The sequence below is a fragment of the Streptomyces manipurensis genome (assembly GCF_049570255.1).
GTDB lineage: Bacteria > Actinomycetota > Actinomycetes > Streptomycetales > Streptomycetaceae > Streptomyces > Streptomyces manipurensis.
The window spans coordinates 4008812-4035612 of the sequence record NZ_CP186950.1 but is presented as its reverse complement, the minus strand read 5'-3'; the positions used below and the strand labels follow the sequence as shown (position 1 = coordinate 4035612).

Below are 26801 nucleotides of genomic sequence, written 5' to 3'. Positions count from 1 at the left end.
GACGGCAGCCGTCCGGCCCCCGCCTCTAGTCCGACCGCGGCCGGTCCGCGGCCCGTCCGGCGGCGGCCGCCAGCTCGTCCACGGCCAGCTTCGCCTCGGCCGGCCCGGCCCCGGTGATCCGGCGGTAGGCCTTGACCGCCGAGATCAGCCGGTCCTCACGGATCAGCGCCCGCACCTCGTCCATGCCGGCGGGCTCCGGCTCCTCGATCCCGAAGTGGTCCAGCACCAGTGCCAGACGGCGCTCCATCCGGTCCGCCTTCAGCTGCAGGCCCTGCACCCGCAGCGTCACGGTCGAGGTGATCCACCCGGCCGTGGCGACGAGCACGACCAGCAGGAAGACGGTGTTCACTCGGGACCCCCGGGGATCAGTCCGTGGTCCCGGAGGTACTCCAGCTGCGCCCGCACGGACCACGCCGCAGCCGGCCACAGCGAGCGGTCCACGTCCGCGTAGACGTGGGCGACGACCGCCTCCGGGGTGGTGAAGCCGTCCTCGACGGCCGTCTCGACCTGGGCGAGCCGGTGGGCCCGGTGCGCCAGGTAGTACTCGACGGCGCCCTGCGCGTCCTCCAGCACCGGCCCGTGGCCCGGCAGGACCGTGTGCACGCCGTCGTCCACCGTCAGCGACCGCAGCCGGCGCAGGGAGTCCAGGTAGTCGCCGAGCCGGCCGTCGGGATGCGCGACCACCGTGGTGCCGCGCCCGAGGATGGTGTCGCCGGTCAGCACGGCCCGGTCGGCAGGCAGGTGGAAGCAGAGCGAGTCACTGGTGTGGCCGGGCGTGGGGACCACGCGCAGCTCCAGCCCGCCGGTCCGGATCACGTCACCGGCGGCCAGGCCCTCGTCGCCGAGGCGCAGGGCCGGGTCCAGTGCGCGCACCTTCGTACCGGTGAGCTCGGCGAAGCGGCCGGCGCCCTCGGCGTGGTCGGGGTGGCCGTGCGTGAGCAGGGTGAGGGCGATGCGCTTGCCGGCCCGCTCGGCGGTGGCCACGACCTCCCGGAGGTGTCCCTCGTCCAGGGGCCCGGGGTCGATGACGACGGCGAGGTCGGAGTCGGGCTCGGCCACCAGCCAGGTGTTGGTGCCGTCCAGCGTCATGGCGGAGGGGTTGGGGGCGAGGACGTTCACCGCGCGCGCGGTCGCCCGCCCCGAGGCCACCACGCCGCGGGGCTGTCCGGGAAGTGCCGCGGCGTCGGTCACGAGGGGCCTCCGGGGCGGACCCGCTTGGTGAACTCGTCGTGGCCCGGCCAGCTGAGCACCAGCTCGCCGTCCTCCAGGACGGCCTGGGCGAGCACCGGGGCGAGGTCCTGGCCGCCGGCGGCGGCGAGCGCGTCGGCGGCACTGCCGTAGGGCTCCAGGGAGCGCAGCGTGGAGATGGTCGGCGGCATCATCAGCAGCTCGCCCTTGTCGTAGCCGTCGGCGGCGTCGGACGGGCGGATCCACACGGTCCGGTCGGCCTCGGTGGAGGCGTTGCGGGTGCGCTGCCCCTCGGGCAGGGCGGCCACGAAGAACCAGGTGTCGTAGCGCCGGGGCTCGAACTCGGGGGTGATCCAGCGCGCCCACGCGCCGAGGAGGTCGGAGCGCAGCAGAAGGCCGCGACGGTCGAGGAAGTCCGCGAAGGACGTCTCCCGCGCGACGAGGGCCTGCCGGTCGGCCTCCCAGTCGTCGCCGGTGGTGTCCCCGACGACGGTGTCCGCGGTCCGTCCCGCGAGCAGGACGCCCGCCTCCTCGAAGGTCTCCCGTACGGCGCCGCAGACGATGGCCTGCGCGGTAAGGGCGTCGGTCCCGAGCCGGGCCGCCCACTCCGCCTGCGAGGGGCCCGCCCAGCCGACCCGGTGCTCCTCGTCCCGGGGATCGACGCCGCCCCCGGGGTAGGCGTACGCGCCGCCCGCGAAGGCCATGGAGGCCTTGCGGCGCAGCATGTGCACCACCGGTCCGGTGTCGGTGTCCCGCAGGAGCATCACCGTGGCGGCGAGCCGCGGCGCGACCGGGGTGAGGGAGCCGTCCGCGAGGGCGCGGATGCGGTCCGGCCATTCGGGCGGGTACCACTGGCCTCCGGCGGAGGGCTGTTGCTGACCATTCGGCATGGCCGGATGCTACGACCATCCGGCCCGATGTTCGAGGGCCACCTGCGCGGCGGCCGGCGCGCGCCGGGGCGGGACCGGGGCCGGGCACGGAAAAGGAGCCCGGGCAAGGGCCCCGGGGACGGGCCACGAGCAAAGGGCCGCACGGCGATCCGTACGGCCCTCCCTGCGGCTCTGCGGCCCGGCGGAAATCAGGCTCCGGCGACCAGCTCGACCTGGATCTCGACCTCGACGGGCGCGTCCAGCGGCAGGACCGCCACACCGACGGCGCTGCGGGCGTGGACGCCCTTGTCGCCGAGGACGGCGCCGAGCAGCTCGCTCGCGCCGTTCAGCACGCCCGGCTGGCCCGTGAAGTCGGGGGCCGAGGCGACGAAGCCGACGACCTTCACGACACGCGCGATCTTGTCCAGGTCGCCGACCAGGGACTTCACGGCGGCCAGGGCGTTCAGCGCGCAGGTCGCGGCCAGTTCCTTGGCCTGCTCGGGCGAGACCTCGGCACCGACCTTGCCGGTGACGGGCAGGCTGCCCTTGACCATCGGGAGCTGGCCGGCGGTGTAGACGTACACGCCCGACCGCACGGCCGGCTGGTAGGTGGCCAGCGGCGGGACGACCTCGGGCAGGGTCAGGCCGAGCTCGGCCAGCTTCGCGTCGACGACGCCGCTCATGCCTTCTCCCGCTTGAGGTAGGCCACCAGCTGCTCGGGGTTGTTCGGGCCGGGCACGACCTGGACGAGCTCCCAGCCGTCCTCGCCCCAGGTGTCCAGGATCTGCTTGGTGGCGTGGACCAGCAGGGGGACCGTCGCGTATTCGAACTTCTTGGTCATGGGAGCGAGGGTAGTGCCTGCCGTGCGGGGCTCATGCGCGCGCCCGGGGCCGACCGGCCGTGCGGCACCGGCGGGGGAGGAATTAGGCTCGGGCGATGTGAGCAGGCTCCAGGTGGTCAGCGGCAAGGGCGGCACCGGCAAGACCACGGTCGCCGCGGCACTCGCGCTCGCCCTCGCGCGCGAGGGCGGACGGACTCTTCTCGTGGAGGTCGAGGGCAGGCAGGGACTCGCGCAGCTCTTCGGCGCCGAGGCGCTCCCGTACGAGGAGCGGAAGATCGCCGTGGCCCCGGGCGGCGGCGAGGTCTTCGCGCTCGCCATCGACGCGGAGCGGGCGCTCCTGGACTACCTCCAGATGTTCTACAAGCTCGGCTCGGCCGGGCGCGCCCTCAAGAAGCTCGGCGCGATCGACTTCGCGACGACGATCGCCCCCGGGCTGCGCGACGTGCTGCTGACCGGCAAGGCGTGCGAGGCGGTGCGGCGCAAGGACCGGTCCGGCCGGTACGTCTACGACCACGTGATCATGGACGCTCCCCCGACCGGGCGGATCACCCGCTTCCTGAACGTCAACGACGAGGTGGCGGGCCTGGCCCGGTTCGGGCCGATCCACAACCAGGCGCAGGCCGTCATGAAGGTGCTCAAGTCCCCCGAGACCGCGGTGCACCTGGTCACGCTGCTGGAGGAGATGCCCGTCCAGGAGACCGCGGACGGCATCGCGGAGCTGCGGGAGGCCGGGCTGCCCGTCGGGCGCGTCGTCGTCAACATGGTCCGGCCGCACCACCTCGACGAGGACACGCTGCGCGCCGCGGCCGCCGAGCACCGTGCCGAGGTGGCCCGGGCGCTGTCCCGGGCGGGCCTCGGCGGCGCCCGCCGCGGCGGACTGGCCGAGCGGCTGGTGGACCCCCTGCTGGAGCAGGCCGCCGAGCACGCCGGCCGGGTGGAGCTGGAGCGCGCCCAGCGCGCCGTCCTGGCGGAACTGGACCTGCCCGCGTACGAACTCCCGCTGCTGGGCGCGGGGATGGATCTGGCCGGGCTGTACGAGCTGGCCAAGGAACTGCGCAAGCAGTCGGTGGCCGAATGAGCGAGGGGGTGGACACCGTGGGCCTGGACACTCCGCCGCGGCTGGCGGTCGACCGGCTGCTGGACGACCGGCAGACCCGGATCATCGTGTGCTGCGGGGCGGGCGGGGTCGGCAAGACCACCACGGCCGCGGCACTCGGCGTACGGGCGGCCGCGCGCGGCCGGAAGGCGGTCGTGCTGACCATCGACCCGGCCCGGCGGCTCGCGCAGTCGATGGGCATCGACTCGCTGGACAACACCCCGCGCAAGGTGGCGTCCGCCGGGGAGGGCGGCGGCGAACTGCACGCCATGATGCTGGACATGAAGCGGACCTTCGACGAGATCGTCGAGGCGCACGCGGACGCCGAGCGGGCCCGGGCCATCCTCGCCAACCCCTTCTACCAGTCGCTGTCGGCCGGCTTCGCGGGCACGCAGGAGTACATGGCGATGGAGAAGCTGGGGCAGCTGCGGGCCCGGGACGACTGGGACCTGATCATCGTGGACACCCCGCCGAGCCGGTCCGCGCTGGACTTCCTGGACGCCCCGAAGCGCCTCGGGTCCTTCCTGGACGGGAAGTTCATCCGGGTGCTGATGGCCCCCGCGAAGGTCGGCGGGCGGGCCGGGATGAAGTTCCTCAACGTCGGCATGTCGATGATGACCGGCACCCTCAGCAAGCTGATGGGGGCATCGCTGCTGAAGGACGTGCAGACCTTCGTGGCGGCCATGGACACCATGTTCGGCGGGTTCCGCACGCGCGCCGACGCGACCTTCCGGCTGCTGCAGGCCCCCGGTACGGCCTTCCTGGTGGTCGCGGCACCCGAACCGGACGCCCTGCGCGAGGCGGCGTACTTCGTGGAGCGGCTGGCCGCGGAGAAGATGCCGCTGGCCGGGCTGGTGCTGAACCGGGTGCACGGCAGCGGCGCCGACCGGCTGTCCGCGGAACGGGCGTTGGCCGCCGCAGAGAATCTTGAAGAAGGCGGCATTGTCGATCAGGAGTCCGGGAAAGCTGGACTTCGTGACGCGGCCGCCGAACCCCCCGGCGCCGAGGACCGAGCCGAACGCAACGCCGAGTGCAAGGCCGGACGCAAGATCGCCCGGAAGGCCGAAGGCACCGCGGGAACCACGGAAGCCACACCGACCGCGGAGAGCACGCCCCCGCACGACACCGCGAGCGGCGGCGACACCGCTGTCGTCGACCGGATCACGGCAGGACTGCTGCGCCTGCACGCCGAACGCATGCAGGTGATCGCGCGCGAACGACGCACGCGTGACCGCTTCACCTCACTGCATCCCGAGGTGGCGGTGGCCGAAGTGGCCGCCCTGCCCGGCGATGTGCACGACCTCGCCGGGCTTCGGGCCGTCGGAGAACGACTCGCGGCCGGGGTGCCGGCCGGAGCGTAGGCGTTCGTACGTCGTGGTGGCCGCGTGTTACCCGGCCGCCGCGTACGTCTCGTACGGAACGTCGATCTCCGCGTCTGCATCCATGGTGAGGATGCCCGTGCTGCGCTCGTACTCCGTGCGGGCGGTCTCGAGCAGCCGTCGCCACGAGGTGACGGTGGGACGCCGGCGCAACAGCGCACGTCGTTCCCGCTCGGTCATTCCGCCCCACACGCCGAATTCGACGCGATTGTCGAGCGCATCGGCCAGGCATTCGGTCCGCACCGGGCATCCGGTGCACACCGCCTTGGCCCTGTTCTGTGCCGCTCCTTGTACGAACAGTTCATCCGGATCGGTAGTGCGGCAGGCTGCCTGCGCACTCCAGTCGGTAACCCAGCCCATCCCGGCGCCGTCCTCTCCCGAATCGAGGCTCCCCCACGGCGGTAGCGGCATATTCACCGCTGCCAGTTGAGGACGTTACGGAAGGCGAGCACGGCGCAACACCCCCGACGGGCCCAATCTTGAATGGTCCGAACGGACTATGGGTAAGCGGCAGATCACCCGACGGAGTGATCGAACGACATGCGTGATCATTCCGACTATTCGGGGCCAATCGGCGGATCGGCGTCAACAGGGGGGCGATATTCGGACATCAGTCCACCCCATTCGGGAAGGGTGAAAATCAAGCCGAGGGGTTGATGTCGCACCGGACTGCTGTGACAGTTGAGGACAGCTTAGGCCAAGGCATTCGTGTGTGTCCGGCGAATGAGAACGTAGGCACTCCCTTTGTCGCGCCGCCGTCGTGCCGTCAGGTCCGGCAGCCGGACCCGCGGGCAGGCCGTGATCACGAAAAGCGCCGGGGCCATGGGTTTGCGCCAGACGCGGGCCCGCGCGAGAGCGCCGGATCAAGGCTCGGGTGCCGTGCGGTGCGGCGGGTCCAGGCCATCCGGCCGCCGGGAGCGCCCCGGGCAGGCCGGCCGCGGATGTCACGGTCTCGTACGCGAACCTCCCGAGAGGCCCCCGCTCCCGCAGAATGCCACCGGCGACGGATTAGGCTTCCGTCCATGGGAAAGAAGCGCTCGGGCGGCGGGCTCACGGGGAGCCAGCAGGCCGCCAAGTTCCTCGGTGTGTCCGTACTCTCCGGAGTTGTGCTCGCCGGCATGGCGATTCCGGCCGCAGGAGCTCTGGGGCTGGCGGCCAAGGGCACGGTCGAGGGGTTCGACGAGATCCCAGCCAACCTCAAGACGCCACCGCTGAGCCAGCGGACCACGATCCTCGACGCCGAGGGCGGTCTGATCGCCACCGTGTACTCGCGCGACCGGCAGGTGGTCCCGCTCACGGCGATCTCCCCGTACATGCAGAAGGCCATCGTCGCCATCGAGGACTCGCGCTTCTACGAGCACGGCGCCGTCGACCTCAAGGGCATCCTGCGCGCGGTCAACCGCAACGCGCAGGAGGGCGGCGCGGCGCAGGGCGCCTCCACCCTCACCCAGCAGTACGTGAAGAACGTCTTCGTCGAAGAGGCCGGCGACGACGAGACCAAGGTGCGCGAGGCCCAGGAGAAGAGCCTCGGCCGCAAGATCCGCGAGCTCAAGTACGCGATCCAGGTCGAGGAGGAGCTCGGGAAGAAGAAGATCCTCGAGAACTACCTCAACATCACCTACTTCGGCCAGCAGGCCTACGGGATCGAGTCCGCGGCCCAGCGCTACTTCAGCAAGCCGGCCAAGGACCTCGCCCTGGAGGAGTCCGCACTGCTGGCGGGCGTCGTGCAGTCGCCCAGCCGGTACGACCCGGTGAACGACGCGCAGGAGGCCATGAAGCGGCGCAACATCGTGCTGCAGCGGATGGCCGACACCCGCGACATCTCGCAGGCCGAGGCCGACGCGGCGAAGGCCAAGCCGGTCACCCTGAAGGTCACCAAGCCCAAGAACGGCTGCATCACCGCCGTGAAGGGCGCGGGCTTCTTCTGCGACTACGTGCGCAACTCCTTCCTGACCGACCCCGTCTTCGGCAAGACGCGCGAGGACCGGGCGAAGGTCTGGAACCAGGGCGGCCTGACCGTGCGCACCACCCTGGACCCCCAGTCCCAGGACGCGGCCAACGAGTCGATCAAGGACCACGTCTACCAGGAGGACTCGATCGCGACGGCTGTGACCATGGTCCAGCCGGGCACCGGCCGGGTGCTGGCGATGGGCCAGTCCAAGCCGTACGGCTTCGGGAAGAACGAGACGCAGATCAACTACTCCGTGGACAAGCGGATGGGCGGCTCGAACTTCGGCTTCCAGGTCGGCTCCACCTTCAAGCCCTTCATCGCGGCCGCGGCCCTGGAGCGCGGCATGCCGCCGACGAAGGTCTACCAGGCCCCGAACAAGATGGACTACCCGAGCCCGATCTCCCGCTGTGACGGCTCGCAGTACGTCAACACCCGCAGCGAGGCGGCGGAGAACGAGACCGAGGACGAGATCGGCCCCTACGCGCTGCGGACCGCGATGGAGAAGTCGATCAACACCTACTTCGTCGAGATGATCTCCGAGATCGGCCTGTGCCCGGTCACCGAGATGGCGCAGAAGCTCGGCGTCGTCCCGGCGAGCGGCGCGAAGCTGGCCGACGGCCCCGCCATCGCGCTCGGCTCGGAGGAGATGTCCCCGCTGACGATGGCGAACGCGTACGCGACCTTCGCCAACCGCGGCGTCTACTGCACCCCCGTGGCCATCGAGTCGATCACCGACGCGCACGGCAAGGCGCTCTCGGTGCCGAAGAGCAAGTGCGAGCGGGCGATGTCGCAGACCACCGCCGACACCGTCAACACCCTGCTCCTCGGCGTGGTCGACTCCGGCACCGGTGAGCGGGCCGGCCTGTCCAACCGCGACAGCGCGGGCAAGACCGGTACCACCGACAACCGCTACAACGCCTGGTTCGTGGGCTACACCCCGAACATCTCCGGCGCGGTGTGGGTCGGCTCGGGCGGCGCCAAGAAGATCACGATGGAGAACATCACCATCGGCGGCCGGGGCTACGACAAGGTCTTCGGCGGCGGGCTGCCCGGCCCGATCTGGAAGGACGCCGTCTCCGGCGCGCTGTCCGGCCGTGAGGTCCTGAACTTCAACACGGTCCACATCGCGGAGCCGAACGTCCCTGCCGCGGGCGGCCCCCGCGGCAACAAGCCCCCCACCACCACCCCGAACCGGCCCGGCAAGCCCGGCGGCGACAACAAGCCCGGCGGGCGTCCCGGCGGCCAGAACGCCGGCCAGACGGCCGGTCAGACCGGCGGCGCCGACGGCGGAACGGGCGGCGTCACCGGAGGAGCCACGGGCGGCGGCGACTCCGGCACCCCGATCCCGGGCTTCCCCGGCGGCGTGATCGGCGGCCGCGACGACCAGTAGCGGGACGTCATCGAACGGGGGAGGGCCCCGGCCGTGTCCACGGCCGGGGCCCTCCCCCGTTCACGTCCTCCGCGTGTGCGTGCGCGTGCTCCGCGCCCGCGGGCCTACGAGAGCCGGCGCTTGACGGCGGCGGCGACGCGCCCGCCCTCGGCCAGCCCGGCGACCTTCGGGTTCACGATCTTCATGACGGCGCCCATGGCCCGCGGGCCCTCGGCGCCGGCCGCCCGGGCCTCCTCGACGGCCTCCGCCACGATCCCGTCGAGCTCCTCGTCACTGAGCTGCTTGGGCAGGTAGGTGTCGAGGAACTCGCCCTCCGCGGTCTCGCGCGCGGCCTGCTCGGCACGGCCGCCCTGGGCGAAGGCGTCCGCCGCCTCGCGGCGCTTCTTCGCCTCCTTCGCGATCACCTTGAGGACCTCGTCGTCGGAGAGCACACGGGCTTCCTTGCCCGCGACCTCCTCCTTGGTGATGGCGGCGAGGGTCAGTCGCAGCGTGGACGAGTGCAGCTCGTCGCGCGCCTTGATGGCGGTCGTGAGGTCTTCCTGGAGCTTGGCCTTGAGCGTGGTCATGCAGGTGAGTGTGCCAGGTGCGGGGACGGTGGCGCCCACCCGTTTTCCGGTCTGCGACGATGGGTCCATGCGTGCGCGTTACGGAGTACCCCTGAAAGCGGCTGCCGGAATCGCTGCGGTGGGGGCCGCAGGTGTGGCTTATGCCGCCGGTTTCGAGGCGCGGTCCTTCCGCCTGCGCCGGGTGACGGTTCCGGTCCTCCCCCCGGGGATGCGGCCGCTGCGCGTGCTCCAGGTCTCCGACATCCACATGGTCGGCGGACAGCGCAAGAAGCGGGCCTGGCTCCAGTCCCTCGCCGGGCTGCGCCCCGACTTCGTCGTGAACACCGGCGACAACCTCTCCGACACCGAGGGCGTCCCCGAGGTCCTGGACGCCCTGGGACCGCTGATGTCCTTCCCCGGCGTGTACGTCTTCGGGTCGAACGACTACTACGGGCCGCGGCTGCGCAACCCCGGGCGCTACCTGATCGAGAAGGTCCAGGGCCGCCACGGGCTGAACGGCAACAAGCCGGTCGTCGGCGCCGTGCACAACCCGTGGGAGGAGCTGCGGGACGGCTTCGACGCCGCGGGCTGGCTGAACCTCACCAACACCAGGGCCCGGATGAAGCTGGACGGCCTGGAGCTGGCCTTCACCGGCCTCGACGACCCGCACATCAAGCGGGACCGCTACGACGCCGTCGCCGGCGGCCCGGAGACGGACGCGGACTTCTCGCTGGCGGTGGTGCACGCCCCCTACCTGCGCGTCCTCGAATCCTTCACCGCCGACCGCTACCCGCTGATCCTCGCGGGCCACACCCACGGCGGACAGCTGTGCATCCCCTTCTACGGGGCACTGGTCACCAACTGTGACCTGGACACCGAGCGGGTGAAGGGCCTGTCGACCCACGAGAGCGCCGGCCACCGCTCGTACCTCCACGTCTCGGCGGGCTGCGGCACCAACCGCTACACCCCGGTCCGCTTCGCCTGCCCCCCGGAGGCGACCCTCCTGACCCTGACCCCGAAGGCCTAGGGCCCGCCCCGCGAAAACCGGATTTCGTCTCCGGCGAGAGGTCCGCTAAAGTAATCGATGTCGCCAGGACAGCAACTGCTGCGGGGCGACGATCGGGGTGTAGCGCAGCTTGGCAGCGCGCTTCGTTCGGGACGAAGAGGTCGTGGGTTCAAATCCCGCCACCCCGACTTCGTAAGACCAGGTCAAGGGCTTGATCCGCATCGCGGGTCAGGCCCTTGAGTGGTTTACGGGCCTGTCTTGGGAGCCATCGGGGAGCCGACCTCGGAATCCGGCTCCCCTGGGGAGCCGGGCCGAGCGCCCGCCCGCTTGGAAAGCTCACCGCATGGCTTGTGCCGGCCCGAGCCCCGACGGTACGACGATCACATGCACCGTTGGTCACCCCTCAACGATCGCCAGCTCGCCCTCCTGACCCGGATCGGCGAGGGCGTCGAACTTGTCACGTCGGACACCCCCGAACTCGCCCTCACCGCCAGAGCCCTGAAGGAGCGGGGCCACATCACCATGCCCAAGGAGGGCGGGAGATGGCAGGCAGAGATCACCGAGGTCGGGCGCTTCTACCTCCAGCACGGCCATCACCCCGACCGGCCTGATCCGGCACCACGGAAGGCCCGCCCGGCTACAAGACCCGGACCCGAGAAGCAGGAGTCCGACCGCGCCACCGAGCAGAAGGCCGCTGCCGAGCAGAAGCCCCCGGTACAGCGCGTCGCTAGGACTCCACGGCCTTCTCCGGCCGATATCGGACGGGCTCTGATCACCGAGGTGGAGCAGGCCGGCCGTTTCCTCCGAGTCCCCGACCCGGACGAGGCGGAGCGAGCCCGCTACCGCAGGGCATTCGACGCGGCTCGCCAGTGTGCGCCGGCCGGGTACCACCTGAAGTACAGCGGGCGGACCAAGGGCGACTTCTTCCTGGGGCTGCTCCGGGTGACCGGCGAGGACGACACGGAGTGGAACCGGATTCGCCTGGCTCGCAGTCGTGTGATCACCGACGTGAACGACGTCCTCGCTGCCGTGACCGCGGACCACAGCGCCTTCGAGATCTCCGACGGGGTACTTCCCCGCGTGCTGTCCCTGCTCCGCCTCATCGCTGAGCAGGCCCTCCCTCTCCACGGAGAGGTCGCGGTGTCCAAGAAGCGCAGGCAGGCGAGGCCACTGCTCACGATCCATGGCCGGACGTACGAGATCACCTTCAAGGAACGGCAGAAGCAGGTCCGGTACGTGCCGAAGCCTGAGGGCCGCCGCACATACGACTGGCAGCGGGTCGTGCCAGCACAGCGGTTCGAGCCGTCCGGGGAACTGGAGATGGTCCTCGCCCAGCAACAGGGCTACCAGTACGGCTGGAAGAAGGAGTGGGCCGACACCGAGAAGAAGCCTCTTGAGGATCAGATCGGTTCGGTACTTCGGGCGCTGAGAGCCCGGGCCGATGAGCAGGAGCGGGCCCGGCTGGAGCAAGAGGCCGAACAGCGCCGGCAGCAGGACGAGCGGGAACGGCAGGCAGCTGAGAACCGCCGGCTGGAGGCCGAGCGGCAGGAACGCGCCCAGCGGGAGTGGGAGGCCGCAGTCGGCGTGGCTTCGATCAAGGCGGTGGACGCCGCTCGGGCCGAGCGTTTCGGCACCGCGCTAGAACAGTGGCGAGCCGCAGGAGAGATCCGAACCTTCTGCGACGCGCTGGACGAGGCCGCCGCCCAGACGGAGGACCCCTTCGAGACCGAGCGTCTCCGGGAGTGGTCAGCGTGGGGCAGGACGGAGGCCGACCGCCTGGACCCCACCTTGAACGGGCAGGGTCTCGGTGCCCGCAACTTCCACGCGGAGCCGACGGGGGACGACTTGCGGCCGTTCCTCGACGGCTGGCACCCGCACCGCCCGGAGAAGGTGAAGCCACCGGCGGAGCCCACACCGCCCAAGCCGGAGCCCGAGCGGTGGCGGGACGGCTTCAACGACGTACGTCAGGACCAAGGCTGGAGATATGGACCCCAAGGCCGCGCTCAATGGTGGAGGCGATGACGCCGTGCCCACGGTCCCGGAGCGCCTTCACGGCCTGCTCCACCAGTTCACCGAGGCGCAGTACCTCGGCGCGTAGGGCGACGAGCTCGTCGTAGCGCTCGGCCTTCTCCTCCCCGCACCACTCCCGGACCGTGCGCAGGGCGGCCGCTTCCGCGTCCAGCTTGCGGTCGTCCCGACGGTGGTACGAGTGCCAGGAGGGCCGGGCGCGCTCCTCGTCCACGGCCTGCTGACGGCGGTCCACCTCCGGCAGGACCTCCTCGGCCAGGCGCTGGGCCACCTGCCGCGCGATCCGCTGGGCGACCGGCCAGCCGGCCAGGCAAAGGCCGCTGCGGTCCTCGTGGACCATGGCGTCACCCCGCAGATCGGCAGGCTCCATGCCAACCATCGGCGCCGTCTCGTCGAGCTGGCCGAGCTCCAGTACGCCCGCGTCGGCAACCGCCTTGCGCAGCCGGAGCCGTCCCTTGGGGCGGACGAAGCCGAGGATCATCCGGGCCGCCTCGAACTCGGCACTCCCCCGGACCTCCCTCGATGCCTCGGCCAGGGCGAGCTCCGCTGTGTCATCCGCGCGGAAGGCGTCGGCGTCAGCCCAGAGTGCGAGCAGACTGCCGGCGCTGACCCACTCCTGCAGTCCGGCCTCATCACCGTCGAGGAACCGCACGTGGATTCCTGACCTGCCGGAGGCGCCCACTCGGACGATCTCCACCTGGCGCAGGGCGCCGCCCAGTTCCTTCGGCTTGGCCCGATAGGCCCAGCACTCCCCGATCTCCATGTCCCCATTGAGCCAGGTCGACGGCGCCGCCGGATGCCCATCAACAAGATCTCGCCGGGGAGCCGACTTCGGAATCGGCCCCCAGCCCTTCCGTGATCTACCGCAAGCAACGGCCCCAGGGCACAACCCGCACGTAGGCTCAGGGCAGTCGGCGTGCGGGTACCTAGCCGGCGGACTGGGGCAGGGGAACGGTGGCGTTTGCCCCTGCCTTGGGAGCCAACGGGGATCCGATCTCGGAATCCGGCTCCCGAGTGTGTGGACTCGTACCTATCGTGCTGCCATGCAAGGAGACGAGTCCGAGGCTGTTTGGGAGGCGCTGCGCGCCACCCGCTCCAATCCCCCAGGCGCGGCCTCCGAGAGGGGACGTCGGCGAAGGACTTACGTGTCCGCGCTCGAACAGGCGGAGCAACTCTTCCGATCAGCCACCGCGGTGGGCCCCGCGACACGACCACTGATCCTCTTCTACGGGCTGAGCCAGGCCGGCCGGGCGATTGCGGCCGCCGCGCAGAACGCGCCAGGGGACGCGTGGCGGCTCGAGGGCCACGGCATCTCCGCTCGCAACGAGTACGGACCGATGCCAGAGGTCGGTCTCGTCACGGACCGGGCCGACAACAAGGGCAGCTTCACCCGGCTCTCGCAGATCCTGGGCTCTGCGGTGTGGGAGAAGAACCCGGTCACACTCAACAAGCTGTGGGACATGATCCCCGAAAATGCCGAGTCGCCCCTTCGCGACGCTGGAACAGATCGACGGGTGCCGCTCCAAGTCGAGTACCGCAACCTCGAAGACGGCGAACCGAACGGCCTGCTGAAGGTGCCGGCCTACCGGTTCCCCGACTGGCTGATCGCTGCGGAAAAGCCCGCACAGGCGCTGGCCACCTACCTCCACGACTACCCGGGGGCGAGGGGAGTCCGATTCGAATGCACCACCTTCGGCGGATCAGTGCCTGCCTACACCCGCCACAAGGGCGGTGGGGGTGAAATCGAGCTGGTCTGGGAGTTCCCGGCCGACCTTCCTGACGATGCGGAACACCGGCTGGGACACCTTGCTTCCGCCACTCGTGTATCCCGCCGAGGCTGGTACCTCTTCCCCCAGGTCGCGGGTGCCCAGCAGACCATGCATCCGATCATGGCCTGGTGGGCAGTGCTGCACGCGCTGTCCGTGCTTGTGCGATATCAACCGGCCGAATGGGCCCAGCACATCGATGTAGACAGCAGTACCTTCGCCGTCCCCATCGAGAAGCTCCTCAAGAATGCGGTCCAGATCGTCCCGGAGCTGGCCCTCCAGGCCATCAAGGAGGTCACCCGCTGAGCTGCGCCCGCTAGCTCTTGGCGGCGAGCCGTGCCTGCAGCAGTTCATCAAGGGCCTGCACCGGTGAGCACCGGTACATCTCCAAGCGGGCGTCGAGCGCTGCCTCCCATTGCTGAGTGAGGCCGGCCATGAGGCGTTGGCGCATGCCCGGGGTGACATGGGCGTAGCGCGCGGAGACCGATCCGTCGATGTGCCCCATCCGCTCGTCCATGAGGACCTTCTCCGTGCCGAGGTCCTCCATGTGCGTGCGGTGGGAATGGCGCAGGCCATGCGGGGTGAGGCCCCTGGCGATAGCCGTCCAGCAGGCGTCGGCGCGACCCTGGGCGTTGCGACCCCGGACAGGTATGCCCGGGAACGGGTCCCCGAGGAGCGGAACGGGACGGGGCTCCTGCGGCGCCTTCTTCGGATACCAACCCGTCGTCGCCGGGTGGAAGAGCCAGGTGGCGAAGCCGTTGCGGCGCCAGTGGGCGGCATGTTCCGAGGGTGCGCCGCCTCGTACGAAGCCCAGCTCGGTGATGGCGAGTTCGACGCGGGTACGGGTGGCCTCGCGCACGCGGTCGGGGTGGTTCAGGACGTTGGACACCGTGCCCGTGGAGACACCGGCGCGGCGGGCTACGTCGACCAGCTTCGCGCCTTGGTGGCCTCCGGTGCGGGCGGTGCCCTGGCCTTGGAAGACGTACGTCCTGCCGTGGCATGGGCACGGCGTCGGCTTGGTGCGGGCGACGTGGTCGGCCACGAGGGCCGAGAGCCAGTCGGGGGCGTCGATGGTGCGGTAGCTGTCGTCCTTGGGCGGGCAGCGGACCATCACACCCGAGTCGAGCTCGTACAGCTGCCACTCGACACGTACCGAGCCCCGGCGGGCGAACTCGGTCTCCAGACCGACGACTTCACCCCAGCGCATGCCGGTGTACGCCTTGAGGACCACGGCCACGAACTCGTCGTCCCGGCCGGACAGCAGGGCAGCCCGCTCGGCGATCAGCAGGGCTCCGAGCGCGTCGGTGACGACCTTCTCCGGGCCGCGGTCGGCGGAGCGGCCAGCCCGCTTGCCCCTACCTCGGCGTTTGGCGGCGGGGTTCGCGTCGATGAGCCCCTCGTCCACGGCGTCAGCGAGGATGAGGTGGAGCGTGGCCCGCCAGGTCTTGACGCTGGAGGCGGCGTAGGAGGCCCGTTCCTTCTTCTCCCACAGCGCGACGTCGGTGCGGAGGATACCGGCGAGGGCCTTGTCCTCGAAGTCAGGGAGCAGGTGCTCCTCGATGTGGCGACGGTAGTTCTGCATCGTGGACGCGGCCAGGTCCTGGGCCTCGTACCAGCGGCTCGCGTACTCCGCGAAGGTCTCCTTCCCCAGTGACGGATCGCGTACGTCGCCGCGGCGGAAGCCGACTTCCGCTTCGTCCGCTGCCCGCTTGGCCTCGCGCTTGGTGGCGAACTTGATCGTCGCGCCGGTGTGGTCGACGACCGTGTTGTGCTTGCCGGGCTCGGTCTTGTACCGACCGCGCCAGTAGTTTCCGCGCTTCTCCGCGAAACCCAACTTTCCCTCCCCCTTCGGATCCCTCTACTACGCGGTGGTGTCGAACTCGTCCTGCCGGGTCCTGCGCGGCGGGCGGGCGCGGAGGCGGGCCACCGTCGGGACCGGCCTGGTACGTGGGGCGGCAGGAGCGGCGGCTGATCCGATGGGTTCTGCGCGCTGGGCCGGCCGTACTTCGTGCAGACGGACGATCTCGGCGAGGTGCTCGGCGGTGAAGCGATACGAGCGGCCGACTCGCGAGCAGGGGATGAGCGTCCGACTGGCCCGGTCCTTGACCCACCAGACGGAGCAGCCGAGAGCTGCGGCGATCTCCTCGGGGCGGTACAGGCGGGGCAGGTCAGGACTGATTTTCGCGGGGTGTTTGGGCATGCGTCTGTTGTAACTCCGATTCCCCGGTTTGGGTGACCGGGGATCGTGGGGTATAAAGCCCCGCCGCTTCATTTCGCGCAGGACTTAATGAGGGTCCATGACTTTGCGGAGGAGGTCGGCGACCGACTGCGTCCAGGTGATTCGGACATCCGGCGCCATGCGCCCAGACGGACAACATGTACAGGCCGCACGGTGTCTGACGTGGGAGCGGGCGGCAACATAGACGGCACTAGCGGCAGCGGTCAAGGATTTCGCGGTGCGATCTTTCCCGCTCCGCATTCGGCGCCGGCTTTTTGGTCAACCGGGGATCCAGCCCTACCGTTATGGCATTCCCCCTGCGCCATTTCGACTGGTGCTGCTTCGTAACCGGAATCGCTGGACTTGTCCGAAGTGGGTGTGGCTATGTTGTCCACGCGCCCGGTTCGGGAATTGATTCGGCCTCCGGTGCAATGCACTGCGGACCATCCGAGCCCCCACCGAACTGCCGCTCCCCGCTGGACGATCGAGAGGAACATCTGTGCCCCACCGCACGGCCCAAGTGGCCGTCCGCGCCCCCCTGCCGGTCCCCAGGACCTCATCCACCTTCAGCTCGAAGGCGGGGCGATAGGCATGGCGCGCATCCGCACCATCAAGCCGGAGGCGTTCATCTCCGAGTCGCTCGCCAAGGTCGGCATCGCCGCCGAGCGGACCTTCTTCGGCCTGCTCACCCAAGCCGACGACCACGGGCGCTTTCGCGACCAGGCCGCCGTCATCGCCGGAGCCCTGTGGTCGCTGCGCCCGGAGCACGGCGCGCTGGAGGTCGAGGACGACCTCAACCAGCTCGACACTGCCGAGCTCATCTGCCGGTACGAGGGCGACGACGGCAAGCGGTACCTGCACATCGTCACCTTCTCCATGCACCAGAAGGTCAACCGGCCGAGCGGTAGCCGCCATCCGGCCTGCCCCCGCCACGAAGGCGGTCGAGTCCCTGCGAATTCACTGCCGACGCACGGAGGTCTCCGTGAGGGCACCATGCAGGATCACGCACCCCTCGCCGAGCCCTCCCCCGAACGGAACGAACCCTCACCGATCCATATATCCGCAGGTCAGAGCGGATTCAGTGATCCCTCCGGGAGCACGCAGGGAGGCGTCCGGGAGCCCGCGGTGAGCCCTCACGGTCCGGATCTAGGACCTAGGAACGTGGATCTAGGATCAACTCCGTTGGGGGGCGCGAGCGCCCCAGCACACGACACCGTCTCCCCCTCCCAACTCGTCGCCGAGTACGCCTCCGCGTGCCCCAACCGACCGCCCGCCGCCGTACTGGGCCAGCTCGGCAAGACCGTCGACAAGCTGCTCTCCGAGGGCATCGACCCGGCCCACATCCGCACCGGGCTGGCGCGACTTCGGGAGAGGGCCCTGCACCCCAGCGTGCTGCCCAGCCTGGTCAACGAGGCCATGAACCCGCCGCAGACCACCACCGCGCTCCGGGGCCACCGGCCCTACGCCAACCCCGCCAACGCCGAAGCCGCCTACGGAGGTGCCCTGTGACCACAGCGACCCGTGAACCGCAGCGCGCCGGGCTTCTGGCTGCCCGTCTGAACGCGATCCTCGCCGCCAAGGGCATCGACCCCGACGCGGCCCCCGCCCAGCCGGTAGCGGAGCCGGTGACCGCACTGGAACTGGCCGACCGGCGGATCCCGCCCCGCTACCGGGAGGCCACCGCCACGGACTCCGGCGTACGCACCTGGGCCGAGGAGGTCACCGGCATGGGCCGGGTGGGCCCCGGCGGCACGCGGGGCATCTCGTACGGGCCCTCACTGCTGATCGCCGGCCCCACCGGCAGCGGCAAGACCCACCAGGCGTACGGAGCACTCCGCTCCCTGCTCATGGCAGGTGTCCGGCTCCGCTGGCAGGCGGTCACCTCCGCAGACCTGCACGCCCAGTTCCGCCCGCGCCCCAACCACGACCCCGAGCGGGAGATCCAGGAACTCGGCAGATGCCCGCTGCTGATCCTCGACGACCTCGGCGCGGCCAAGCAGTCCGAGTGGACCGAGGAACTGACGTACCGGCTGATCAACCGCCGCTACACCGAGATGCTCCCGACGCTCATCACCACCAACCTCCCCATCGCCGAGCTACGCGGAGCCGTCGGGGACCGCGTCGCATCCCGGCTGGCGGAGATGACCACCCGCGTCATCCTCACCGGCCCAGACCGCCGCCGCACCCAGCCGTCGGACTCCTGACCTCCACGGTCCCCTACGCATCGGGGACCGAGCCACCAACCCGGAACATTCGGGGACCGTCCCCAAAACCACACCCCGGTCCCCGGTCCCCGCTGAGAGGGGACCGTCCCCAAGACACACCCCTCGGTCCCGTACGGAACGGGACCGTCCCCAAACACACAGTCGATCGGGGACCGTCGCGGATCGCCGCTTGCAAACGGGGACCGTCCCCGCAACCAGCACCTGCCCCGGAGAACGGCGCGGGGACCGATCTCTGCATCGAGACGGTCCCGAATCCTTTCCGCAGGTCAAACGGCCGATAAGCAGACTCGGTCCTGGTGACCGCCCGGCATCACCGCGTAGGGGACCGTCGGGACGTCCCGCCATCTGGGGACCGTCCCCAGATTCCATTGGGGACCGTCAGGTCATCGGATCTCGGGACCGAAGGGGACCGGTCCCCTCACCAGTGACCACGGGGACCGTCCCATTCGGTCCCCGAGCTTCCCCGCCGCGCCCCGCACACAGCTCGCCCGAGTCCCCAACGCGCCGATCCCCGCCGCCCCCCTGTTCCGGACGGTCCCCGATTCGCCTTGCTGCAGTGATCCCCAATTCCCTGACCCCTTCCCCAAACGCCTTCGGGGGACCACGCCCGCCACCACGCGATCCGGGGACCGGGGACCGGACAGCCTCCCGCATCCCGTCCCGGCACATGCCTGCTCGGAACCGCGAGGCGATCGCCCTCTCACCTCACCCTGCAGGAGAACCACCCGTGACACCCGCCTCGCAGCACGTCGGCGACACACCCTCGCCGTCATCAAAGTCGTCTACGCTGACCGACCGTTGGCGGCGCGCGTTCGGTAGGACGGCTCCTGGCGGAGCCAGTAGTACCCCGAGTCCGACTCAAGGTCGGCCTTCGGGGAGCTCCGCCCCGGGGGTGGCGGAGACGGCCCCGCGCCAGGGGGCGCCGGACCAGGAAGTCGGGTCCGAAGGCGGCCCCGACCAGGAGACGCTCCTCGCCGTCCAGCGCGAGATCCTCCACGCCGTACGCAGCGCCGAGCCTGCCGCCGGCGAGCCGACGGTGAAGAGCGTCCAGCCCACGATCCGCCGCTTCACCGGCAACAAGCGGTCCGATCGTGTCGGCCCCCTGCGCTTCACCGACGACGAACATCCTCGCCTCCAAGAGGCCGCAGCCGAGCACGGCTACAAGGGCGTATCCGGCTTCGCCGCCGACATCGTCCTCGCCTTCATCTACGGGCGGTTCACCGCCAACCTCCCGCTATCCGAGGACCGGCGCCGTACGCACGTGTTCCGCGCCCAGGTCCTGCGCCAGTGCAACCGCATCGGCGTCAACATCAACCAGATCGCCCGCGCCCTGAACACTGACCTCACCCCGCCAGACATACGCCAACGCCTCGACGAGCTCCACGACCTGCTCGTCCTGATCGCCGAGGCCCTGCTAGAGCCCGCCGACCCGAGGGAGGTCTGACCCTCGTGATCGCCGCCATCAAGCCCTCCGGCGCCAACACCCGTGGCCTGCTCGCCTACCTCTACGGCCCCGGCCGCCACGACGAGCACACCGACCCGCACATCGTGGCCGGCTTCGCCATGCTCGCCATGCCTGACCCCGGCCGCGACGAGAACGCCACCCTCACTCAGCTCGCCCGCTATCTCGACGAACCCGTCCGGCTCCGCAATAGCGAGTTCGGCAAGAAGATCACCGACCACGTCTGGCACTGCCCCGTCCGCGCAGCCCCCGAGGACCGCCACCTCTCCGACGCCGAGTGGAGCGAGATCGCCCAGCGCATCGTCGCCGCGGCCGGCATCGCCCCCGAAGGCGACGACCTGGCCTGCCGCTGGATCGCCGTACGCCACGCCGACGACCACATCCACATCCTCGCCACCACCGTCCGCGAGGACGGCCGCCGCCCCAAGCTCCACGACAGCGGCATCCGCGTCGGCGACGCCTGCCGCCAGATCGAGAAGGACTACGGCCTACGCCGCCTCAAGAAGGGCGACCGCACCGGCACCCGCGCCCCCACCCAGGCCGAGATGCACAAGGCCCAGCGCCTCGGCTGGGAACAGACGAGCCGCGAATGGCTCCAGGACCGCATCCGCGCCGCCATCCCCCACGCCCGCACGGCCGAGGAACTCCTCGCCTACCTCGAAGCCGACGGCATCGCGGTCAAGGCCCGACGCGGCCCCTCCGGAGACCTCCTCGGCTACGCCGCAGGCCGCCCCGGCGACCTCGACAAGGACGGCGAACAGGTCTTCCACCCCGGCGGGAAGATCGCCCCCGACCTCACCCTCCCCAAACTCCAAGCCCGCCTCGAAGCCGGCCAGCCCGAGGAACATCCCACCGCCCGCCGCAACCAGCCCACCACCCCCTGGCACAGGGCCACCGAAGCCCTCGACGCCTTCCGCACAGACCTCGCCGACGACACCCACGCCCAGGCACACATCACCGCCCTCGGTGAACTCCTCGAAGCCACCGCACAGAAAGCTCCTACCCACCTCCGAGCCGAACTCCAGACCGCAGCGAAGGCGTTCGCACGCGCCCAGCGCTCACAGATCCGGGCGGAAGACCGCGCGGCCCACACCATGCGGAACGCAGCCCGCGACATCGTGCACACAACCACCGGCCCCGACGGCAGCGCCCTCGCCGCCCTCATCGCAGCCCTCCTGTGGGCCGGGCTCATCGCTGGCCGTTGGCATGAGGCCAAGGGTCACGCCCACCAGGCCGACGCCGCCCGCCAAGCCCTCCACCACCTGCAGGCAGCCGCCGAGCAGGCCCTCACACCCACGCTCGTCGTACTCGAACAGCGTCAGCCGAGGGAGGAAACCCGCCGCACCCTCGCCCATGACGTACGCGCCGCCATCCCTGACCAGGCCGACCGGGTCCTCACCGACCCCAGCTGGCCCGCCCTCGCCGCTCTCTTGGCCGACGCGGAGGCTCGAGGTCACCAACCCCACCAAATCCTCAAGGAGGCCGCAGCCCAGCGCGAACTGGGCACAGCCCGCCAACCCGCCCGCGTCCTGATCGCCCGCCTCCAGCACACCAGCCGCAACCCCAGCCCCAACCCCCGCGCCGAAGCCGCCCGCCGACGCACAACGGCATCGTGGACTAGCCAGCCGGGACACGGCACGCAGCCGCCTGCGGCACCGCCGAAGCGCCCACGACGCTGACCTCCAGGGCGCCGTCCTCGATGCCCCGCACCCTGTCCTTCGGCAGGGTCCCGCACCGAAAGGACAGCCCTGCCAGCCGTTGTGGTGCACCGCTACCAGGCCGTCCGCCGGGACGAAGCACGCATGCGAACCCGCTCGTGCGAGCACGAGTGCCTACGGCGCTGCGGGAGCTCTAGACACGCGTTGGCGCAGAGCCGTCGAGCGACTCACAGACGATCCAGAGCCCGATACTGGCGTGATTGGGTCTTCCGCCCCCGTGATCAAGTCCATACTGTGAGTCACACTTTTGCCGTCGACCCGGCGTTGCGCGCTCCTGCGCCGCGTCAGGGTGCGATGGGGGAACGGGGGAGGGGCGCATCATGGATCCGCTGGGGTTTCCAATGCTTGTCGGAGCGGTCTTAACCGAAGCAGTCAAGTTCCTGTTCGATCGTGCGAGTGCCGTGCTCGACAGGCGGGCCGGGCGTGTACCGATCGACGAACCGGACCGCGTGGCGGGACGGTCCGACACTCTCCGGGTGCGCACCGCGGAACTCACAGACGTCCGCGTCGAGCGCATCAGCCAGGCCCAAGGTGCCCTCCGGGTCTATCTGTCCCGCCCGGATCTGCTCCAGGGCGATGACGAGGGGGTTCGTGAGCTCCTCGGTCAGTTACGGCGAGACCTCGAAGAGGTGTACGGCTGCGGCCTCCCGTTCGGAGATGAGCAGCGCCCTCGCCCAGGTGCGGAGGTGTCCCAGCACGCCGACGAGATTTCAGGTCAGCGGGTGGGCATCCGCGCGCAGGGAATGACAGCTCAGGGTCGAGCCCGGGTTGTGCAGACCGCCAAGACCATCACGGAGACGGGCGAACAGGTCGGGCTGCACTTCGATGGACCGATCGGCTGAGGCTAGACATCCATGAGCTTCGAGAACGACAACTCCCGGCCGGGCGCACAAGGAGCCGATCCCTACGGACGACTCGGTGGACAGCCGCCAACGCCCTATACAGCCGAAGACTCGCCTACTCCCTCGCCAGAGGGCCCGACGGTGGATCCAGCAGATCGTCACTGGGGTTCCGCAGTGGAGTCGCCAGACCACATAGATCACCCGGTGCCGTCGGGTGACGAGCCAACCGCACAGGTCACCGACAGGCCCACAGATTTACCTGGCGCTATTCGGCCAGCCCAAGACGGGGCAACCTTAGCCTCCGGGCCGTTACCGCACGAGGATCCGCGGACGGATATCCCGGCGCCACGGGGCGACTCCGGCGACGAGGCGGAGGAGACCCCAGCCCCGGCCTCTCCAAGCGTGGAGACAGAGGCCATCGAGGGCTCAGAGCTACCGTCGCAGGCATTACACGAAAGCCGCAGCGTCCACCGGGATGAGCGCGATGCAGCAACGGTGGATTGGGATCCGAACCGTGGCCCTTCCCCCACCGAGTCATCCGGTGTCGAAGGCTCGGCTCCGCCGAACACGCCCTCTACCGCCGCCATGCCGCCAGAGGACCCGTCAGATGGCGCGTCCCTGCGACACACGCCAGACCCCGCCACGGTCGAAGCCTTCCGCCAGGCCTCACTCCTTCAGCGCGCTCTGATCAACAACGGCGAGATGATCGCCGTGAAGAACGTCTTCGAGCAGACGCTCGATACCCACGCACCAATTTCTGCTGAGTACCTTGACGTCGTCCGCGAGGTATACGCCGAGCTTCACGTAAAGCAGGCCGGCGACTACTTCACAGGAGCCGAGCGCAGTACCTTCAGCGATGCCTACTCACTTCTGGAACCGGCGGGGGCTGTCCTGGTCCTCAGCAGGCCGCCTGGTACGAGTCGAAACATCACTGCCTACGCGCTCATGTCCCGCCTCATGGAGGACGGGCTCATCAAGGAAGTCTGGCCGCTCTCCTTCGGAAGTGCTTCGATCTTTCCTGCCAAGCGGCTGCCTCGTGAACACCACCGTGGCTACGTGCTCGAACTGCCCTCTGATGAGGACGACTTCGAGATCCACGACTCGTTCGGCGCGAACCTGAAGGTCGTCCGAGAGCACCTCGGCCCCCGCCACAGTCGTCTCATTGTGATCACTTCTCCAGACCAGTGGCGTCGCATAGGTCGCGGCGCTCCGGAAGGTGTAGCCCCTGACCTTGGTGCGGCGCGGCCCGCTGACGTCGCGGAGCGATGGCTGCACGCCGAGGATCGGGACTTTCCGGTGGCTGGCTGGCTCAGGCAGCCGACGATGAAAGCCCTCCTGGAGGGACAGAGCCCGACCGAGGTTCTGCGCATCGTGGAACTCATGCGGGAGGCCCGACGGAGTGCCTTGCGGGACATCGCTGAAGCCTCCGTGGGTCTCGATGCATTGCAGCGTCGTCGCGCCGAAGCTGCGGCCGATTCCGATGCGGCCATTGCCGAGCAAGTAGCCGATGTCGCAGCCGCTCGCGCCAACTGGGAGGACGACCTCCATCAGTGGCACGAGAAGCCGGGTCGAACCAGTTTCCAACGCAATTTCCTGGTGACCGCCGCCGTGCTACGCGGAGCACCTGCCGGCCACATCTACGCCAAGTCGGCCGATCTCACCAAGATGCTTGAAGGCGACGAGGTCGAGGTCACAGGGCAGAAGGCACCCGGAGTGATCGCTATGACCCGGGAAATCCACGCGGACCGCACAAAGGAAGGCGTACTCAACTTCCGGCGTCCACACTGGGACGACGCCGCTTTGGAATACTTCTGGACCGACCGTCCGCTGGCCCGAGTACGGTTCCTGCAGTGGTTGGCGCAGGCTCCCCTAGACGAACCGAAGCTGGCCATGGAGAGCGTCGGCCTTGACTCGCGGCGAGCGCTAGCCGAGAGGGTCGGAGATTTTGCTGTCCGCTGGGCAGTCCGCCACCGCCGCCAGGAGCCCCTGGAGGAGATCGTCACGGCGTGGCACAAGGCTTCCAAGAAGGGGCTGTGGCCCATGGCTACAACACTCTTGGACGAAGCGGCCGTTCACCCAGCCAGCGCTCCGTACATCCACACCATGCTGCTGGCTTGGGCGAGCCGCAAAACCGACGCTGCCCTGCCGTTGGCAGTCGTTTCTGTCTGCGCCGGGAAATTCGGCCGCACTCACACAGGCAAGGCGCTCCGGCGCCTGCGGCACGCCGCAGAGTCGGAGTTTCCCGAAGTAGCCAACGCGTTGCAAGACGCCGTGCGCACTCTCTGGGCAGATGTTTCCGTGCGGCCGCTGCTGTTCAAGGACATCGTCGACTGGTGTGGAAACGACAAGATCAAGGACACCGTGGGTCGCCAGACGTTCGCCGCTCTGGCGACAATCGCAGGGCCGGGCAGCCTCGACATTCCACTCATCCTCGACAATTCCGACGGTGGAGACGAGGAGGAGTTCCGACCATCGTCAGAGGATCTGGTTCAAGGCTGGCGAACCTTGCTACGGGAAGGACCCGGGCCAACCGGGACCAGGCAGGTAGACACGGCGGTGTTCCTTTGGCTGGACGCCGCCCTGCGGCACGGCCCCCTGAAGGACCTCATCCTCCATTCCCTGCGGAAGGCCGTTGACGTACGTGGTACGGAGGAAGGGCGAGTTCTGCGCGAGACGTTACGCGCCTGCGCGCACGGCTGGGTTCAAGGCAAAGACCGCCCGTTCTCCGAAGAAAGGGAGGCCGTGCGTCAGGAACTGGGCTCCCTCCTCGATGAGGACCTGTACACCGCAGTGCAGGAGCATGAGGACCCTAGCGGGGACGGCACCAGCTTCAAGGGGACCGGCACCACGTGAGGCGAATCCTTCCCTGGCCGCGACGGAGCACACCAGCAGAAGAACCACCGGCCCCGCCGCCCACTTGGACTTATACATTCACCGACCGGCCGGCCAGCGGTGATCCCACCCTGCGGTTCACCGCGCAGGTACACACGACCTGGCGAGCGGAGCAGAGTGGCACCGCCGGCAGCCCGCATGACGCAGCGCGTCTCGTCCGGGACGTCGTGGACAAGGCCGCAGAATCATGTGAGGTATTACGACGTGACGCTGCCGAGCAAGACATCAACGCGGCCTTGCGAGCGCAACTGCCGCTGATCGGGTACGGCGTCGAGGTCCTGGACAGCCAGGTCCGCCTGACGATCGATGACTCTACTCAGAGGGCTGCTCTTCTGGCGGAGCGAATGCGCCAGGGCTACGCCCTCGAGGAGACTCGCCGACGCCAGGAACAGGAGCGGGAAGAGGCCCAACAGCGTGAGGAACATGCTCGTGTGGAAGGGCAGCTTCGCCTCGAGTACGAGCTGGACGCGCTGGCCCGCAGACAAGCACGAGCGCGTGCGGACTTCCTCCGCACCGAGATACTCGCCGACCCTGCCTCCGCCCGCCTTTACACGCTGCTGGAGCGCTATTCGGAGCACTGGCCGCGGCTAGGTGGTCCTCCTGCTGGCACGAGCCTTCCGGACTTGGTACGCGAAGTTCAGCAATGGGAACCGCAGGCACGATGGGTGGTCGTCGCCCAATTGCTCCACGACTTCGTGGCTGGCCTCACGGAGGAGGGCCGCAAGGAACTCCTGACCATCCTGGCCAAGGCCGTCAAGGTGCACGGTGACGAGAAGACAGCACAAGCACTCATCAATGCCACAGGGGAGCAGGAGTGAGATTATCCCTGTGGCGATGCGCCCTGGACCCAGCCACAAGCCTCCTTGCTCTGCGCCTGCGAGCTCAAGCCCACGGTCGCATGCCGTACGACGCTGCATGGCGACTGGCCCGCGTTACCCGCCACCCCGATGAATTGATCTACCGACTCCGCAGCCATGGTCAGGAAGTCATCCCTTGGGGCGACCCAGACGAGCCATCTCAAGGAAGAGGGCGACCGCTTCGATAGAGGCGACCTCTGATGCGACTCACGCCTCTCTTTGCTGCGGGCAGCCCAGGCGGGCCAGGCCCGGCGCCGTGCCGTTGCGGGCGTTCGTGGCCCCTCGACCCGCTACTGAGCACACCCCGATGCCGCTGTCCCCGCCGCCAGGTCCGCGGGGACAGCGGTACGTAACGCGGTGATCAGGGGGTGAGGTGGTTCGGGCTGCGGACACCTCTCCGTACTGGGCCGTCGGCCGGGCGGGGTACGATGAACATCGGCCGCACGGGCGTGTTCTTGGTCACACTTGAATCTCATCCGTGCGGCCACCTTTGTGTCCCGGTGACAGCCCGCTCGCCCGGGGAAAGTC

General features: G+C 69.6%; 23 protein-coding genes and 1 tRNA gene. 14 read left to right on the top strand and 10 right to left on the bottom strand.

The window, feature by feature from the left end; all coding sequences use genetic code 11:
- Positions 1-25 precede the first annotated feature (25 nt).
- The 5 genes from ACPU2J_RS18710 to ACPU2J_RS18690 all read right to left on the bottom strand — a co-directional run bounded on the left by ACPU2J_RS18710 (position 26) and on the right by ACPU2J_RS18690 (position 2898).
- Positions 26-349 (bottom strand): hypothetical protein, encoded by a 324-nt coding sequence (locus tag ACPU2J_RS18710; protein ID WP_420080073.1) that lies wholly within the window; start codon positions 347-349, stop codon positions 26-28.
- Positions 346-1191, bottom strand: a complete 846-nt coding sequence (locus tag ACPU2J_RS18705) for an MBL fold metallo-hydrolase (RefSeq protein ID WP_361605578.1) — start codon at positions 1189-1191, stop codon at positions 346-348. The genes ACPU2J_RS18710 and ACPU2J_RS18705 overlap by 4 nt, the downstream gene beginning before the upstream one ends.
- Complete coding sequence (locus ACPU2J_RS18700) at positions 1188-2078, bottom strand: NUDIX hydrolase (protein WP_420080075.1); 891 nt, start codon at positions 2076-2078, stop codon at positions 1188-1190. The genes ACPU2J_RS18705 and ACPU2J_RS18700 overlap by 4 nt, the downstream gene beginning before the upstream one ends.
- 188 nt (positions 2079-2266) lie before the next feature.
- Entirely contained in the window at positions 2267-2740 is a 474-nt protein-coding gene (locus ACPU2J_RS18695; RefSeq protein WP_361605572.1) for a RidA family protein, read from the bottom strand.
- Complete coding sequence (locus ACPU2J_RS18690; protein WP_007264966.1) at positions 2737-2898, bottom strand: DUF4177 domain-containing protein; 162 nt, start codon at positions 2896-2898, stop codon at positions 2737-2739. Before ACPU2J_RS18690 ends, ACPU2J_RS18695 begins: the two co-directional genes overlap by 4 nt.
- A 97-nt stretch (positions 2899-2995) precedes the next feature.
- Between ACPU2J_RS18690 and ACPU2J_RS18685 the strand changes: the two genes are divergently transcribed.
- A complete protein-coding gene (locus ACPU2J_RS18685; RefSeq protein WP_365076082.1) occupies positions 2996-3976 on the top strand; it encodes an ArsA family ATPase in 981 nt (326 codons plus the stop codon).
- Entirely contained in the window at positions 3973-5355 is a 1383-nt protein-coding gene (locus ACPU2J_RS18680) for an ArsA family ATPase (protein ID WP_420080077.1), read from the top strand. Before ACPU2J_RS18685 ends, ACPU2J_RS18680 begins: the two co-directional genes overlap by 4 nt.
- A 27-nt stretch (positions 5356-5382) precedes the next feature.
- Here the strand turns inward: ACPU2J_RS18680 and ACPU2J_RS18675 are convergent, their stop codons facing one another.
- Entirely contained in the window at positions 5383-5733 is a 351-nt protein-coding gene (locus ACPU2J_RS18675) for a WhiB family transcriptional regulator (protein WP_030648100.1), read from the bottom strand.
- A gap of 662 nt (positions 5734-6395) precedes the next feature.
- Between ACPU2J_RS18675 and ACPU2J_RS18670 the strand changes: the two genes are divergently transcribed.
- Entirely contained in the window at positions 6396-8714 is a 2319-nt protein-coding gene (locus ACPU2J_RS18670) for a transglycosylase domain-containing protein (RefSeq protein ID WP_361605563.1), read from the top strand.
- 104 nt (positions 8715-8818) lie between these two features.
- Here ACPU2J_RS18670 and ACPU2J_RS18665 read toward each other — a convergent pair whose 3' ends face one another.
- Positions 8819-9280 carry a GatB/YqeY domain-containing protein gene (locus tag ACPU2J_RS18665; protein ID WP_365076088.1) on the bottom strand — a complete coding sequence of 154 codons (462 nt, stop codon included), beginning with the start codon at positions 9278-9280 and terminating at the stop codon, positions 8819-8821.
- Positions 9281-9347: 67 nt separating this feature from the next.
- Between ACPU2J_RS18665 and ACPU2J_RS18660 the strand changes: the two genes are divergently transcribed.
- From ACPU2J_RS18660 to ACPU2J_RS18650, 3 genes are all read left to right on the top strand, one after another.
- Positions 9348-10286 (top strand): metallophosphoesterase, encoded by a 939-nt coding sequence (locus ACPU2J_RS18660; protein ID WP_361605557.1) that lies wholly within the window; start codon positions 9348-9350, stop codon positions 10284-10286.
- A gap of 93 nt (positions 10287-10379) precedes the next feature.
- A tRNA-Pro gene (locus tag ACPU2J_RS18655) sits at positions 10380-10453 on the top strand.
- 196 nt (positions 10454-10649) lie between these two features.
- Positions 10650-12287 (top strand): PE-PGRS family protein, encoded by a 1638-nt coding sequence (locus tag ACPU2J_RS18650; protein ID WP_423833671.1) that lies wholly within the window; start codon positions 10650-10652, stop codon positions 12285-12287.
- On the opposite strand, the gene ACPU2J_RS18645 is transcribed toward ACPU2J_RS18650, so the two are convergent.
- Complete coding sequence (locus ACPU2J_RS18645; protein ID WP_423833670.1) at positions 12217-13056, bottom strand: PE-PGRS family protein; 840 nt, start codon at positions 13054-13056, stop codon at positions 12217-12219. The genes ACPU2J_RS18650 and ACPU2J_RS18645 overlap by 71 nt on opposite strands.
- Between ACPU2J_RS18645 and ACPU2J_RS18640 the strand changes: the two genes are divergently transcribed.
- Positions 13055-14365: a YaaC family protein gene (locus ACPU2J_RS18640; protein ID WP_423833669.1), complete on the top strand. Its 1311-nt coding sequence runs from the start codon at positions 13055-13057 to the stop codon at positions 14363-14365. The two genes, ACPU2J_RS18645 and ACPU2J_RS18640, sit on opposite strands and share 2 nt — an antisense overlap.
- A gap of 10 nt (positions 14366-14375) precedes the next feature.
- Here the strand turns inward: ACPU2J_RS18640 and ACPU2J_RS18635 are convergent, their stop codons facing one another.
- Together ACPU2J_RS18635 and ACPU2J_RS18630 are read right to left on the bottom strand one after the other, a co-directional pair.
- On the bottom strand, positions 14376-15893 hold the full coding sequence (locus tag ACPU2J_RS18635) for a LacI family DNA-binding transcriptional regulator (RefSeq protein WP_423833668.1): 1518 nt from the start codon (positions 15891-15893) through the stop codon (positions 14376-14378).
- Between the two features lie 27 nt (positions 15894-15920).
- A complete protein-coding gene (locus ACPU2J_RS18630; protein ID WP_423833667.1) occupies positions 15921-16259 on the bottom strand; it encodes a DNA-binding protein in 339 nt (112 codons plus the stop codon).
- 609 nt (positions 16260-16868) lie between these two features.
- On the opposite strand from ACPU2J_RS18630, the gene ACPU2J_RS18625 reads away from it, so the two are divergent.
- The 7 genes from ACPU2J_RS18625 to ACPU2J_RS18595 all read left to right on the top strand — a co-directional run bounded on the left by ACPU2J_RS18625 (position 16869) and on the right by ACPU2J_RS18595 (position 26234).
- Complete coding sequence (locus tag ACPU2J_RS18625; RefSeq protein WP_423833666.1) at positions 16869-17786, top strand: hypothetical protein; 918 nt, start codon at positions 16869-16871, stop codon at positions 17784-17786.
- Positions 17783-18481: an ATP-binding protein gene (locus tag ACPU2J_RS18620; RefSeq protein WP_423833665.1), complete on the top strand. Its 699-nt coding sequence runs from the start codon at positions 17783-17785 to the stop codon at positions 18479-18481. The genes ACPU2J_RS18625 and ACPU2J_RS18620 overlap by 4 nt, the downstream gene beginning before the upstream one ends.
- A 913-nt stretch (positions 18482-19394) precedes the next feature.
- On the top strand, positions 19395-19946 hold the full coding sequence (locus ACPU2J_RS18615; RefSeq protein WP_423833664.1) for a MobC family plasmid mobilization relaxosome protein: 552 nt from the start codon (positions 19395-19397) through the stop codon (positions 19944-19946).
- A gap of 5 nt (positions 19947-19951) precedes the next feature.
- Complete coding sequence (locus ACPU2J_RS18610) at positions 19952-21643, top strand: relaxase/mobilization nuclease domain-containing protein (protein WP_423833663.1); 1692 nt, start codon at positions 19952-19954, stop codon at positions 21641-21643.
- A gap of 359 nt (positions 21644-22002) precedes the next feature.
- Positions 22003-22524 (top strand): hypothetical protein, encoded by a 522-nt coding sequence (locus ACPU2J_RS18605; protein ID WP_423833662.1) that lies wholly within the window; start codon positions 22003-22005, stop codon positions 22522-22524.
- Positions 22525-22926: 402 nt separating this feature from the next.
- Positions 22927-25377 carry a hypothetical protein gene (locus ACPU2J_RS18600; RefSeq protein ID WP_423833661.1) on the top strand — a complete coding sequence of 817 codons (2451 nt, stop codon included), beginning with the start codon at positions 22927-22929 and terminating at the stop codon, positions 25375-25377.
- 206 nt (positions 25378-25583) lie between these two features.
- Positions 25584-26234: a hypothetical protein gene (locus ACPU2J_RS18595; protein WP_423833660.1), complete on the top strand. Its 651-nt coding sequence runs from the start codon at positions 25584-25586 to the stop codon at positions 26232-26234.
- The last annotated feature ends 567 nt before the right edge of the window (positions 26235-26801 follow it).